At 35.4% G+C, this 13,324-nt stretch carries 13 protein-coding genes; 11 read left to right on the top strand and 2 right to left on the bottom strand.

What is annotated here, in order from left to right; genetic code table 11:
* Positions 1-54: 54 nt before the first annotated feature.
* From BUB25_RS02845 to BUB25_RS02895, 11 genes are all read left to right on the top strand, one after another.
* Positions 55-750: a thioredoxin domain-containing protein gene (locus BUB25_RS02845; RefSeq protein WP_072939526.1), complete on the top strand. Its 696-nt coding sequence runs from the start codon at positions 55-57 to the stop codon at positions 748-750.
* Between the two features lie 10 nt (positions 751-760).
* Positions 761-1,438, top strand: a complete 678-nt coding sequence (locus BUB25_RS02850; protein ID WP_072939529.1) for a DUF2461 domain-containing protein — start codon at positions 761-763, stop codon at positions 1,436-1,438.
* Positions 1,439-1,448: 10 nt separating this feature from the next.
* A complete protein-coding gene (locus BUB25_RS02855) occupies positions 1,449-2,516 on the top strand; it encodes a glycosyltransferase (protein WP_072939533.1) in 1,068 nt (355 codons plus the stop codon).
* A 103-nt stretch (positions 2,517-2,619) separates the two neighbouring features.
* Entirely contained in the window at positions 2,620-3,672 is a 1,053-nt protein-coding gene (gene murB, locus BUB25_RS02860; RefSeq protein WP_262496835.1) for a UDP-N-acetylmuramate dehydrogenase, read from the top strand.
* A 68-nt stretch (positions 3,673-3,740) separates the two neighbouring features.
* A complete protein-coding gene (locus tag BUB25_RS02865) occupies positions 3,741-4,355 on the top strand; it encodes an FMN-binding negative transcriptional regulator (protein WP_072939540.1) in 615 nt (204 codons plus the stop codon).
* Positions 4,356-4,442: 87 nt separating this feature from the next.
* Entirely contained in the window at positions 4,443-5,549 is a 1,107-nt protein-coding gene (locus BUB25_RS02870; protein WP_072939543.1) for a glycosyltransferase, read from the top strand.
* Positions 5,540-6,091: an RNA polymerase sigma factor gene (locus BUB25_RS02875; protein ID WP_072939545.1), complete on the top strand. Its 552-nt coding sequence runs from the start codon at positions 5,540-5,542 to the stop codon at positions 6,089-6,091. Before BUB25_RS02870 ends, BUB25_RS02875 begins: the two co-directional genes overlap by 10 nt.
* 277 nt (positions 6,092-6,368) lie before the next feature.
* The gene (locus BUB25_RS02880; protein WP_072939547.1) at positions 6,369-7,193 is read left to right on the top strand and encodes an energy transducer TonB; all 825 of its coding nucleotides are present in this window, start codon (positions 6,369-6,371) and stop codon (positions 7,191-7,193) included.
* A 136-nt stretch (positions 7,194-7,329) separates the two neighbouring features.
* The gene (gene lipA / locus BUB25_RS02885; RefSeq protein ID WP_072939549.1) at positions 7,330-8,199 is read left to right on the top strand and encodes a lipoyl synthase; all 870 of its coding nucleotides are present in this window, start codon (positions 7,330-7,332) and stop codon (positions 8,197-8,199) included.
* 68 nt (positions 8,200-8,267) lie between these two features.
* Complete coding sequence (gap, locus tag BUB25_RS02890) at positions 8,268-9,281, top strand: type I glyceraldehyde-3-phosphate dehydrogenase (protein ID WP_072939817.1); 1,014 nt, start codon at positions 8,268-8,270, stop codon at positions 9,279-9,281.
* 1 nt (position 9,282) lies between these two features.
* Positions 9,283-11,445: a tetratricopeptide repeat-containing hybrid sensor histidine kinase/response regulator gene (locus BUB25_RS02895; protein ID WP_072939551.1), complete on the top strand. Its 2,163-nt coding sequence runs from the start codon at positions 9,283-9,285 to the stop codon at positions 11,443-11,445.
* A 2-nt stretch (positions 11,446-11,447) separates the two neighbouring features.
* Here the strand turns inward: BUB25_RS02895 and BUB25_RS02900 are convergent, their stop codons facing one another.
* A complete protein-coding gene (locus BUB25_RS02900) occupies positions 11,448-12,260 on the bottom strand; it encodes a purine-nucleoside phosphorylase (protein WP_072939554.1) in 813 nt (270 codons plus the stop codon).
* On the bottom strand, positions 12,232-13,257 hold the full coding sequence (gene lpxK / locus BUB25_RS02905) for a tetraacyldisaccharide 4'-kinase (RefSeq protein ID WP_072939556.1): 1,026 nt from the start codon (positions 13,255-13,257) through the stop codon (positions 12,232-12,234). Before lpxK ends, BUB25_RS02900 begins: the two co-directional genes overlap by 29 nt.
* Between the last annotated feature and the right edge of the window lie 67 nt (positions 13,258-13,324).

A 13,324-nucleotide genomic window follows, 5' to 3' on the forward strand; every position in this document is an offset into this window, starting at 1 on the left:
CAAATAGTGATAAATTAATTAATTTAGCCTTTCCACATTTTAACTCTATTTTCAATGAAATTTAATTCCATTTTTTACCTGTTACTGTCATTTGTGATTTTATCCTGCAATGGGCAAACATCAACAAACATAAAAACTATAGAAGCCAAAGATTTTGCCGATAAAATAAACACAACAGAAAAGCCACAAATCCTAGACGTTCGTACTCCTGAAGAATTCACCTCTGGACATATCGACAAAGCCACAAATGTAGACTGGCTTGGCGACAGCTTTGTTGTTGATGCAGAAAAATTTGACAAAACAAAACCCGTTTTTGTCTATTGCAAAAGTGGCGGAAGAAGCAAAAAAGCAGCCGAAAAACTGCAGGAATTAGGCTTCAAGAACATCTATGAACTCAACGGAGGCTTCTTAAAATGGGACTCTGCAGGACTCAGCAAACCTACGGGCAAAGTCGTAGGAATGTCAAGCCAAGAATACAAAGCCTTATTAAATACCGATAAAAAAGTATTGATTAGTTTTTATGCTGAATGGTGTGCTCCTTGCAAAAAAATGACACCCTACCTTACAAAAATGCAGACGGAATTGAGCGACAAAGTAACGATTATCCGCTTGGATGCCGATAAAAACAAAACTTTAATGGCTGAAATGAAAATTGACGAACTGCCTACTTTATTGCTGTATCAAAATAAAGAACTGCAATGGAAACACTCCGGTTTCATTAGTGAAGAAGACTTAAAAAAACAATTGTAATAGTCCTGAAATGCTATCAAAAAACAGTCTAGAATTTCTCGAAGATTTAAAAGCCAACAATAACAGGGATTGGTTTTTAGAAAATAAAAAAAGATACGAAGCTTTCAAGAAAGATTATCACCAAATGGTCGCTGATTTTCTTGACGCCATGAAACCTTTGGATCCCTCATTAGAAATGCTCGAAGTAAAAAACTGCACCTTCAGAATCAATCGGGACATTCGTTTTTCTAAAGATAAATCACCATACAAAGCCCATTTAGGTGTCTGGCTTTCTTCGGGAGCAAAAGGACAAAATCGCTCCGGTTATTATGTTCATATCGAAAAAGGCGCCAGTTTCATTGCCGGAGGATTTTATGCGCCAGAAGCAGATGATTTAAAAAAAGTGCGCAAAGAAATTGCCTTTTTCTATGAGGACTTAGAAGAAATTCTAAATGACAAAAATTTCAAAAAAGAGTTTGGCGATTTTAATCGAAATGAAAAAAATACACTTAAAAATCCGCCGAGAGGTTACGAAAAAGAGCATCCTGCTATTGAACTATTAAAACTTAAAAGTTTTGAAACCATACAAAAATTTGACATTTCAGAAGTGAGTCAAAAAGATTTTGTTTCAAAAATGAGCAAAAAGCTAATCCTTTTGAAACCGCTAAACGACTTCATCAACAGAGCCTTAACTGCTGACGAACTTTAAATCTGCTCCAATGACCAAAAGAAAAATACTTTTTCTTGGAGAATCCTACAGGCCTGACGCCACCACTTGGATGAATGGTCTAAAGGAATTTGGTCATTTTGAAATTATCAATTGGGAACTAAAAACACCCAATAACAGCGTTTACAATCGGATTATTCGGATTTTAGAATTCAAATTAGCCTATTTTAAAATTAAAAAAATAATCCGTCAGCAACAGCCAGACATGGTCATTGCCGAAAGATCCACAAGCTACGGCTTCCTTGCTGCAATATCCGGTATAAAACCGATCGCTATAGCCCAACAGGGACGAACCGACTTATGGCCAGAAAACTCAATACTGCTGCCTTTTAAAAAAATTATTCAAAAATACGCCTTTAAAAAAGCAACTCTAATTCATGCTTGGGGTCCTGTAATGACCGTTTCAATGCTCAAAGCCAATGTAAACATGAACCAAGTTTTGGTCTTACCCAAGGGAATTGACTTAGACAAATTTAAGAACCAAAATACCGCCAATCCTGAAAAAATCTGCGCCATTGTCAGCCGCTCTTTATTGCCAGAATACCGTCATGACATTATTCTGCAAGCATTTGCACTTTTGCATCAAAAAGGAATCGATTTTTCGTTAACGATTGTCGGCAACGGCACACGATTGCAATTCTTGAAAGATTTAACCAAAGCGTTACAAATTGAAAAAAAAGTAATTTTCACAGGAAAAATTCCGAATACTGAACTACCCAAATTATTACAACAATCAAATATTTACATCAGCATGCCCATTACCGAAGGTGTTTCGGCCTCCTTATTTGAAGCTATGGCCTGCAATTGTTATCCCATTGTAACTGACATCCCGGGAAATCAGAGTTGGATCAGCCATCGAGAAAACGGTTCATTAATCCCTGTTGACGATGTAGAAATGCTCGCAAAAGAACTCATTTGGTCTTTTGAAAACAGCACACAGCGAAACAAAGCTGTTTCAGATAATCGGAAATTTATCGAAGAAAATGCTGATTACAAAATCAATATGAAAATCATTTCTGATAAATACCACGAATTAATTGAGTCCGCTCAAAATCAATAGCACTTTACCAAAATAAAAAAGCAACAAAGTGCACTAAGCTATTACTGATTTATAAAGTTTATCTAATTGAAAAATGATTCGGAGTAAATTTTAATCCTTACTTTTGAATCACGAATTCAATTTAAAAAAAGCACTTTCTTTTATGGAAATACAAAATGATTTTTCTTTAAAAAACTACAATACTTTTGGCATCGAAGCCAAAGCAAAACGTTTTATTGCCGTTCATACCATCGCTGAATTGACCGCTGTTTTAGAACAAAACAAATCCGATAAAAAATTCATCCTTGGCGGCGGAAGCAACATGCTTTTGACCAAAGACATTGACGCTATGGTGATTCATATTGATTTGAAAGGAAAAAAAATCATCTCCGAAAATGAAGATCATGTATGGGTTGAAAGCCAGGCGGGCGAAAATTGGCATGAATTTGTACTCTGGACTATCGATCAGGATTTTGGCGGACTGGAAAACATGTCGCTAATTCCCGGCAACGTAGGCACAACGCCGGTGCAAAACATTGGCGCTTATGGAACTGAAATCAAAGATACTTTTGACTCCTGTAACGCCATTGGAATTGAAAATTTAAAATCCAGAAAGTTCACCAAAGAAGATTGCCGTTTTGGATATCGCGAAAGCATTTTTAAAAATGAAGTAAAAAATCAATACATTATAACTTCTGTAGTTTTTAAACTGACGAAACGCAATCATAAAATCAATACCTCATACGGGGATATTTTGGCCGAATTAGAAAAAAACAAAATTAAAGAACCTAGCTTAAAAGACGTCAGCAATGCGGTGATTGCCATTAGACAAAGTAAATTACCAGATCCTAAAGAACTGGGAAACAGCGGCAGTTTCTTCAAAAATCCAATTCTGCTGAAAACGGATTTCGAAAAAATTCATCATCAATTTCCTGAAATGAAATATTATGAAGTTTCTGAAACCGAGGTAAAAGTTCCTGCGGGATGGCTGATTGAACAGGCTGGATTTAAGGGAAAACGTTTTGGAGACGCCGGAATTCATAAAAACCAAGCCTTGGTTCTGGTGAATTACGGCCATGCAACAGGACAAGAAATACTGGAAGTTTCAAAGAATATTCAGAAAACAATATTCGATACTTTTGGCATTCATATCGAAGCCGAAGTAAATGTAATTTAAGGAATCTGTAGCTGTTTGACACAGAAAAAAGAAAAGTTTTGCACTTATTTAAATTCTAAAAATCAATTATGTACATCCCGGATCTTTACAAAAACGAAAACCAAGAAGAAATAAATGCTTTTTTAAGAGAAAACAGCTTTGGCATTCTTATCAATCAAACCGAAGGTAAATTATGGGCCACCCATATTCCGCTAGAACTAGATACTGACAAAGACGGAAAAGCAGTTTTACAAGGGCATCTTTCCAAAGAAAACCCCCAATGGAAAGGTTTTACGGATAACGACAATGTTTTGGCCGTTTTTTCAGGACCGCACAGCTATATTTCACCCTCTTGGTACGATCACGAGAATGTTCCAACCTGGAATTATATTGCCGTTCACGTTTATGGAAAAATCAAAATAATTGAAGGTGAAGCCGTGATGGAATCTTTAAAAAAACTGGTGGATAAATACGAGAAAAATTCTGAAAATCCAGTTCGAATAGAAGATCTGTCGGAAGAAACCATGAAGCAAGCTTGTGGAATAGTCGCCTTCGAAATTGAAATAAAAGAAATTCAAGCGACTAAAAAAATGTCGCAAAACCGGGATGATAAAAATTACAAAAATATTATTTCAGAATTAGAAAAAACCGAGAACAATCAGTCAATTGCCGTTGCAAATGAGATGAAAAAATGTCCCCGATAAATTCTTTTAAAATTCACAATTTATAATTTATAATTACATAATTCAATTCATACCTTTGCAGCCGATTTAACAACACATAAAACTCAAATGCTTATACTGATTCTTTACTTTTTCATTGCTATCGTTGCCATTCAACTCGCTTATTATTTAGGTGTTTTCGGGAAGTTTGCTTTTGCGAAAGCACAAAAAATAACACCCAAAAGAATTCCGATTTCTGTTATTGTCTGTGCCAAAAATGAAGAAGAAAACGTGGCAAAATTTATCCCGTTACTTGCCGAACAAAACTATCCTGATTTTGAAATAGTTTTGATTGACGATGCTTCGAGTGATAGTACCTTGGAAATTTTTGAAGCTTTTGAAAAACAATATTCCAACATTCGCTTGGTTAAAGTTCAAAATAACGAAGCTTTTTGGGGAAACAAGAAATATGCGTTGACTCTGGGTATAAAAGCGGCCAAAAAAGAGTACCTACTATTTACTGATGCCGATTGCTACCCTACTTCTAAAGAATGGATTACAGCCATGAGTTCCCAGTTTACGATGCAAAAAACGATTGTTTTAGGCTATGGTGGCTATGAAAAAATTGCCAATTCTTTTCTAAACAAACTCATCCGTTTTGAAACAGTACTTACCGCAGTTCAGTATTTTTCTTGGGCAAAAATCGGACATCCTTATATGGGAGTGGGCAGAAACATGGCTTACAAAAAGGAAGAGTTTTTCAAGGTAAATGGTTTTATAAATCACATACAGGTGCGTTCCGGAGACGATGATTTATTCATCAATGAGGCCGCCAGAGGAAAAAACACAACGATTTCATTTACTCCTGAAAGTTTTACCTATTCTAAACCTAAAACCACATACAAGGATTGGCTTACACAAAAAAGAAGACATGTCGCCACGGCTAGTCATTATAAAAAGTTTGACCAATTCCAATTGGGTACTTTTTATTGCTCTCAATTCTTATTCCTATTACTTCCCATTCTATTATTGTCTTTTCAATTTCAATGGATATTAGTACTAAGTTTAATTGCTACCCGTTATCTATTTGCTTGGATTGTTATAGGATTTTCTGCCGGAAAACTTAAAGAAAATGATTTAAAATATTGGTTTCCTGTAGTAGAATTACTGCTTATATTGATTCAAATCAATATCTTTATAAAAAATATATTCTCAAAACCGGTCAATTGGAAATAAACACTCAAATAGAAAAAGCAAAAGAAGGTGATCAGGCCGCCTTTACGTTTCTATTAAATTTATATTGGAATGAAGTTTATGGTTTCATGCTCAAACGCACTGAAAACGAAACTAATGCTGAAGATATCACTATTGAAACATTCTCAAAAGCCTTTGATAAAATCAGCACTTACAATCCTGAATTTCAATTCAACACTTGGCTAATCAGCATTGCCAAAAATGTCCATATTGATTTATTGCGAAAAAAGAAGTCTAGCCTTTTTGTAGAAATCACAGACAAGGAAGATCAAAAAGCGTATAACATTGCTGATACCACTCCGTCTGCAGAAGATGAGTTGATTACAGAGCAAAACCTTTCGCAATTATTGCAGTACATTAAGGAATTAAAGCCACACTATCAGGAAGTGATTCAGTTGCGGTATTTTCAGGAAATGAGTTATCAGGAAATCGCCAACAAAATTGACGAACCCTTGAGTAATGTAAAAATCAAATTGCTTCGCGCCAAAAAACTGCTGGCAGAAATTATACGCAATAGACTTTAACATTCTTTTTTTTTTAGACAAAAAAAAACCGCCATACAGTTTCTAAAACAAAAGCGCATTCATTCACTTGAATGCGCTTTATTGCATTAAATCAATTCAAAATTAAGATTAATGCCAAACATTTAACAATATAAAAGTTAAATAAATAAACATAATTTTAAAAATATCAAAAATAAACATTAAATTTATATACAAACTTTCTCCTTTTTTAAATTATAAAAACAAAAACACGCTTGCTTATGATTTAATCATTACCTAACCATTAAATCCATTTACCATGTCAAAACCAAATCTTTACGAAACCAACTGGATTGATCTAGTTTTCGAAAACAGAAACAAAGAATATGGGGCGTATCAATTGCGCAAGGAAAGCACAAGAACGTCTGTGTTTGCACTTTTTATAGGCATACTATTATGTGCCTCATTAATGAGTGTTCCAAGGGTTCTGAGCTATTTTAATGTCGGAAAAGAGATTTCGGTCACAATTCCGAAATTAGACCAAATCATCCACATCACTAATATTGTACCTAACATAATTAAAAAAAAGCAAAACCCGATTCCACCAAAAGCCTCTCAACAAAAAGCAATAGCCATCATCGACAAAAAACAATTAACTAACCCTACAATCGTTAAAGCAGATCTAGCAACACCCGATATCGCAAAAAACATTGAAAATAATGCGGTAGCGAATAAAAACAATGAAGGCATGGCAACCATAGGGATGAGCTCAACAAATTCGCAAGGATCTGGAACAGAAACTTCAAAAGACATGGATTCCGGCAATGATGTTGTAACCAGCAACGCTCTCGACAAACAACCAGAATTCCCGGGCGGCATCAGTAAATTCTATGCCTACATCAGTCGAAAATTCGAAAGCCCCGAAATAGACGAAGCTAAAAACATTCGCATTTTTGTATATTTTGTTGTGGAGAAAGATGGCAGCATGAGTGACATTCAAGTAAAAAACAATCCTGGCTATGGACTAGAAAAAGAAGCTATTCGTGTTTTAAAATCCTTAAAAACCAAATGGACTCCCGGAATAATCGATTCAAAACCGGTAAGAACAGCCTACAGCCTTCCTATTACGATTCAAATGAATTAATCCTAGAAAGACACATTTTTAAAAAGCAGTACTCACAATACTGCTTTTTTTATAACAATTCTCTACTGAACCTTCGGCAGCTAAACAGCTAATTTTAAATCAACATTCCTTATCTTTGCGCTTTGAATATTGATTTATGGAAACTGTTTTAGAAAATACTTTAGCTACCGGAAAACCAAAATGGTTAAAGGTAAAACTCCCGATAGGGCAAAAATACACTGAACTGCGCGGTTTAGTAGATAAATATAGCCTGAACACCATTTGTACTTCAGGAAGCTGTCCTAATATGGGCGAATGCTGGGGCGAAGGAACAGCTACATTTATGATTTTAGGAAACACCTGTACGCGTTCTTGCGGTTTTTGTGGGGTAAAAACCGGCAGACCCGAAACGGTAGACTGGGACGAACCAGAGAAAGTAGCACGTTCTATTAAAATCATGAATATCAAGCATGCCGTAATTACGAGTGTAGATAGAGATGATTTGAAAGATGGCGGTTCTATTATTTGGATCGAAACCGTAAAAGCTATTCGCAGAATGAACCCTAACACGACCTTAGAAACCCTGATCCCAGATTTTCAAGGAATCGAAAGAAACATAGACCGTATTGTAGAGGCTAACCCAGAAGTCGTTTCACACAATATGGAAACAGTACGCAGATTGACCCGTGAAGTACGTATCCAAGCAAAATACGACCGAAGCTTAGAAGTCTTACGTTATCTTAAAGAAAAAGGGATTAATAGAACCAAGTCAGGAATCATGTTAGGTCTCGGTGAAGAAGAGGAAGAAGTATTCCAAACCATGAGAGATTTGCGTGATGCCAATGTAGACGTGGTAACCATAGGACAATATCTACAACCTAGTAAAAAACACTTGCCTGTAAAGGAATTCATCACTCCGGATCAATTTGCAAAATATGAAAAATATGGGCTGGAATTAGGATTCCGTCATGTAGAAAGCGGTCCACTAGTACGTTCTTCATACAAAGCACAGAAACATATTCTTTAAAAAAAAACGTTTCAAGTTTCAAGTTGAGTATCTTTAAACCTGAAACTTGAAACTTGAAACAAAATATATTGAAAACAAGAATTGCCATAAACGGTTTTGGAAGAATTGGTCGAAATGTATTCCGACTACTCCTAAACCACCCCTCTATTGAAGTTATAGCCATAAATGACATTGCCGATAAAAAGACAATGGCTCATTTGTTGAAATACGACAGCATTCACGGAGTTTTACCCTACACCGTAAGTGCTGATGAACAAGGAATTCTTGTCGATGGGAAACAGTATCTTTTTTTCCATCAAAAGAATATTTCAAACTTGGATTGGAAAAGCTTAAACATTGATTATGTAATTGAATCTACAGGCAAACACAAAACTTTTGAAGAGTTGAATGCCCATATTCTTTCTGGTGCCAAAAAAGTAATCCTCTCTGCTCCTTCTGAAGTAGATAGTATTAAAACGGTAGTTTTAGGAGTCAATGAACACATTCTTGACGGAACCGAAACCATCATTTCAAACGCCAGTTGTACAACAAACAATGCTGCGCCTATGATGAAAATAATAAACGAACTTTGCGGTATTCAACAAGCCTATATAACAACCGTTCATTCTTTTACCACTGATCAGAGTTTGCACGACCAACCTCACAAAGATTTACGCAGAGCCAGAGGTGCCAGTCAGTCTATTGTACCCACAACAACCGGAGCTGCCAAAGCATTGACTAAAATTTTCCCTTCACTAGATGGAAAAATAGGCGGTTGTGGCATTCGGGTACCAGTTCCAAACGGCTCTTTGACAGACATCACTTTTAATGTAAAACGAGATGTGAGCATTGAGGAAATAAACGAAGCCTTTAAACTGGCTTCACAAACAACCTTAAAAGGAATTTTAGATTATACTGAGGATCCTATTGTTTCAGTAGACATAATAGGCAATAGAAACTCCTGTGTTTTTGATGCACAATTGACTTCTGTTATTGACAGAATGGTAAAGGTTGTTGGCTGGTATGATAATGAAATAGGCTACTCTTCCAGAATAATTGACTTGATATTACTAACAAAGAAAACAAACCAATACCAAGCTTAAAATGAAATATCTTTTCATTTTTATATTCTTCACTTCATTACTGCATTCCCAAAAAATGGAGAAAACAGATAGCCTAAGCTATTATGACAACCTCTCTAATTACAATATTAAAATAAACAAATACAAAGACGCCCTTTCTTTCATACAAAAAGCCATCAATTATTCCGAAATTAATAACAAAACTAAAGAACAAGCCGATCGAACATTCAACTTAGGCAGCATTTATTTTGAACTGGCAAAATACAATGATGCCATTGAGAGTTTTTCAGAAAGCATCACTTTATACGAAAGCTTACCGCCATCATCCAGATACGCTCAAACCTATTATTATCTGGGCGTTTGCCATATCAAAAAAGAAAATTACACCTCGGCCGAAATTTGTTTAAACAAAGCCCAATCCATTTTTAAAGAATTGAATATTAGCGATTTTAACGAGTCAATAAAACTTCAAAAAGGAATAATTTATAAATCGGCTGGAAAATACGATCTCGCATCTAGAATGTTCAGTACCATCATTTCGAATCAAGAAATTGTATCCCAATTGGATTTAAAAGCGGAAGCTTTGTATCAAATTGGACTTATCGAAAAAATAAAAAACCGAAATAATCTGGCTTTAAATTACCTCAACAAAGCTTACGAATTAAATGCTAAAACCAAAAACTTAGAGCAAAAGTCAAATATTCTGCTTGCACTAAGCGACATTCATGAAAGATTATTAGACAGAAGTAGTGCTTACTCTTATTTGAAATCACACTTAAATCTGAAGGAAAACATTTCTATTGCAAATAACGAAAAGCTAGGAATAGACGATTATGAAAAGTTCAAAGAAACACAGCAAGCCAAAAAAATAGAGCAAATAAAGAAACAGAAAAAAGAGAAAGAAAAAGAAAATAAATTTGCCAAGCTTATCAACATTCTATCCATAGCTTTAATTTCGATCTTGTCTTTATTGAGCTTATCACTTTACAAAAACAACATTATTAGAAACAAATCGAACCTATTATTGACCGAAAAAAATAATGAGTTAATTGTAGCAAAAGAAAAAGCCGAGAAAGCTTCACAAGCCAGATCTGAGTTTCTCTCCACCGTTAGTCATGAGCTCAGAACACCTCTAAATGCAATCAATGGAATTACCCACCTGCTACTGGAAGAAAAACCAAAAAAATCACAATTACATTATTTATCTTCCTTGCAATTTTCAGGGAATTATCTCACGACCTTCATTAATGACATTCTTGAAATCAATAAGATTGAATCTGACAAAGCCGAAATTGAAAACATCAATTTTAATCTTAAAAAACTACTAAAAGACATCAAAAAGTCCCTAAAAGAAGTTGCATTAAAAAATGAAAACCAATTTCATTTAATCATAGATGATGCCATACCCGATATTCTGATTGGAGACCCCACAAAGTTGTCACAAATTGTCATGAATTTGATTAACAATGCACTAAAATTTACCAAAAACGGAAAAGTAACCATTACAGCTAAACTTCTTTCGACCGAGAATAACACAGCTGCTATCCGTTTCCAAATAATCGATACCGGCATCGGGATTCCGCAGGACAAATTAGAAAGTGTTTTCGAAAGTTTCTCCCAAGGCTCCATTGAAATCAACCGAAAATATGGCGGAACTGGGCTAGGTCTAACCATTGTAAACAAATTAATCAATCTACTTGGCGGACAAATAAAACTAGAAAGTATCGAAGGAAAAGGCGCTAGTTTTTCATTCGACCTAGACTTCAAAGTAAATGAACTTCAATTACCTGAAGAGAAAAAGACTAAAACTTATGACGAATCCGTTTTTAAAAATATAAAAGTATTAGCCGTCGAAGACAATCAAATCAATCAAATGATCACCAAAAAAATGCTTGAAAACAAAGGCATGCTTTGCGAGATCATTGGAAGCGGAGAAGAAGCTATTGAAATTGTCAAAAACAATAAATTTGATTTAATTCTAATGGACGTTCATTTGCCTGGAATCAATGGAACCGTAGCCACAAAAAAAATCAGGGAATTTGACACCACAACCCCAATTATTGCAATTACAGCTATTTCGCTAAATGAAAACAGAGAAATGCTCTTGTCATTTGGAATGAATGACGTGATTACAAAACCATTTGCTCCCGCAGATTTCTATGACACTATTGCCCAAAACATTTAGCCTTAGTAATTCAAAATTAATTCTTTGATCAAATGCCTCACCCTAGGCTCTGCCTTCTGAGCGGCATCTAAGACCTCATCGTGAGAAATAGAATCAATATTTTCTTCATCTCCAATATCTGTGATTACAGAAACGCCAAAAGTTTCTAAATCCATGTGACGCGCTACAATAACTTCGGCCACAGTAGACATTCCTACACAATCAGCCCCCAATATTCGGACCATCCTGTATTCTGCCAAAGTCTCAAAACTAGGCCCTTGCAAACCAAAGTAAATACCATCTTTGACTTCGATATGTAATGATTGCGCCAACTCTTTTGCCTTAGCGATCATTTTTCTCGAATAAGGCTCGCTCATATTGACAAAACGAGGACCAAATCGATCATCATTTTTTCCGCGTAAAGGATGTTCGGGCGAAAAATTGATATGATCTTTGATAATTACGATTTCGCCCAGCTTATAATCAGGATTCACACCACCGGAAGCATTAGAAACAATTAACTTCCCGATTCCCAAATATTTCAAAACCCGTATCGGAAAAGTAACTTCCTTCATAGAATAGCCTTCATAATAATGAAAACGCCCTTGCATGGCAACCACTTTCTTGTTTCCAATTGTCCCAAAAACCAAAGCTCCTTTATGCCCTTGCACCGTTGAAACGGGAAAATTTGGAATTTCATCATAAGGCAAAGTAAATTCTATTTGGATATCATCCGTAAAACTACCCAATCCCGAGCCTAAAACAATGCCATATTCAGGAGTAAAATTGGTTTTACTTTTAATATAATTAACCGTTTCTTGTACTTGTTCCCACATAATTTGTAATGGTTTTATCAAAATTTTCCCCTCCAGAGAGGAAGGCACTTTGTATTGGTAAATAGAAAAGCTGCTCGCTTGGCAAACTCCCTTTTAATCGAACATAATCTTTTTCGGTCGTGATAATAATGTTATTTTGAGCCACATTCTTAATTTCTAAAATATCTTTTTCAGTAAAATTATGATGATCCGGAAATGACAAACACACATCATTTGTATCTTGCAAATAGGCGAAAAATGGCGCTGGCTTTGCAATTCCTGCAACAAGTAATTTAGAAGCCGCTTGAATTTCATTTACATTTATCTTTTGGTTTTCACCATAGATAAAATTGTCATAAGCTATAAAAGTAAAATATAATTGTTGACTTCCTGCAAGTTTTAACTTCTTTCTAATTTCATTTTGCTTTTCAAGCGAAAGATTAAAAGGACATTTAGTCACAATGACCAAGTTGGCTCTTTTAGCACCATTCTTATTTTCGCGAAGATTTCCGGTAGGCAACATCAAATCATCACAAAACAAATCATCATAAGAAGTCAAAAGGATATAAAAGCCTGCTTTGACTTTTCGGTGTTGATAAGCATCGTCCAATAAAATCACTTCCGGCTTATCCGGTTGTGCCAATAATTGCTCGATTCCGTTCTTTCTGTCAGCATCGACAGCGACTTTTATGCCAGCGAACTTTTGAAAATATTGAAAAGGTTCATCACCTAAAATTTGCGCATTCGCATTGGAATCAGCCAAAACAAATCCCTCAGATTGTCTTTTATAACCACGGCTTAAAGTCGCCACTTTGTATTTATCAGACAGCAGTCGGATTAAATATTCAATTTGAGGTGTTTTACCAGTACCACCTACACTAAGATTCCCCACAGCAATAACAGGCAAATCAAAAGTGTAGAATTTTAGAACGCCTTTGTCGAAAAGAAAATTACGAATAGCCGCTATTAAACCATACAAAAGCGCAAAAGGAAAGAGTATTTTTCTAAGTAAATCCATAATACGAAAGTAGAATAAATTATCTTTGAAAATAAATTTTATCCCTTTTGTTTGCTGTTTGCCACGA

The organism is Flavobacterium granuli, assembly GCF_900129705.1.
Lineage (GTDB): Bacteria > Bacteroidota > Bacteroidia > Flavobacteriales > Flavobacteriaceae > Flavobacterium > Flavobacterium granuli.

Excerpts from the sequence above, each read along its gene's own strand:
- BUB25_RS02900 (WP_072939554.1), bottom strand. The coding sequence starts at position 12,260 with ATGTGGGAACAAGTACAAGAAACGGTTAATTATATTAAAAGTAAAACC.
- BUB25_RS02870 (WP_072939543.1), top strand. The coding sequence starts at position 4,443 with ATGCTTATACTGATTCTTTACTTTTTCATTGCTATCGTTGCCATTCAA.
- BUB25_RS02865 (WP_072939540.1), top strand. The coding sequence starts at position 3,741 with ATGTACATCCCGGATCTTTACAAAAACGAAAACCAAGAAGAAATAAAT.
- BUB25_RS02855 (WP_072939533.1), top strand. The coding sequence starts at position 1,449 with ATGACCAAAAGAAAAATACTTTTTCTTGGAGAATCCTACAGGCCTGAC.
- BUB25_RS02850 (WP_072939529.1), top strand. The coding sequence starts at position 761 with ATGCTATCAAAAAACAGTCTAGAATTTCTCGAAGATTTAAAAGCCAAC.
- BUB25_RS02880 (WP_072939547.1), top strand. The coding sequence starts at position 6,369 with ATGTCAAAACCAAATCTTTACGAAACCAACTGGATTGATCTAGTTTTC.
- BUB25_RS02895 (WP_072939551.1), top strand. The coding sequence starts at position 9,283 with ATGAAATATCTTTTCATTTTTATATTCTTCACTTCATTACTGCATTCC.
- lpxK (WP_072939556.1), bottom strand. The coding sequence starts at position 13,257 with ATGGATTTACTTAGAAAAATACTCTTTCCTTTTGCGCTTTTGTATGGT.
- BUB25_RS02845 (WP_072939526.1), top strand. The coding sequence starts at position 55 with ATGAAATTTAATTCCATTTTTTACCTGTTACTGTCATTTGTGATTTTA.
- lipA (WP_072939549.1), top strand. The coding sequence starts at position 7,330 with ATGGAAACTGTTTTAGAAAATACTTTAGCTACCGGAAAACCAAAATGG.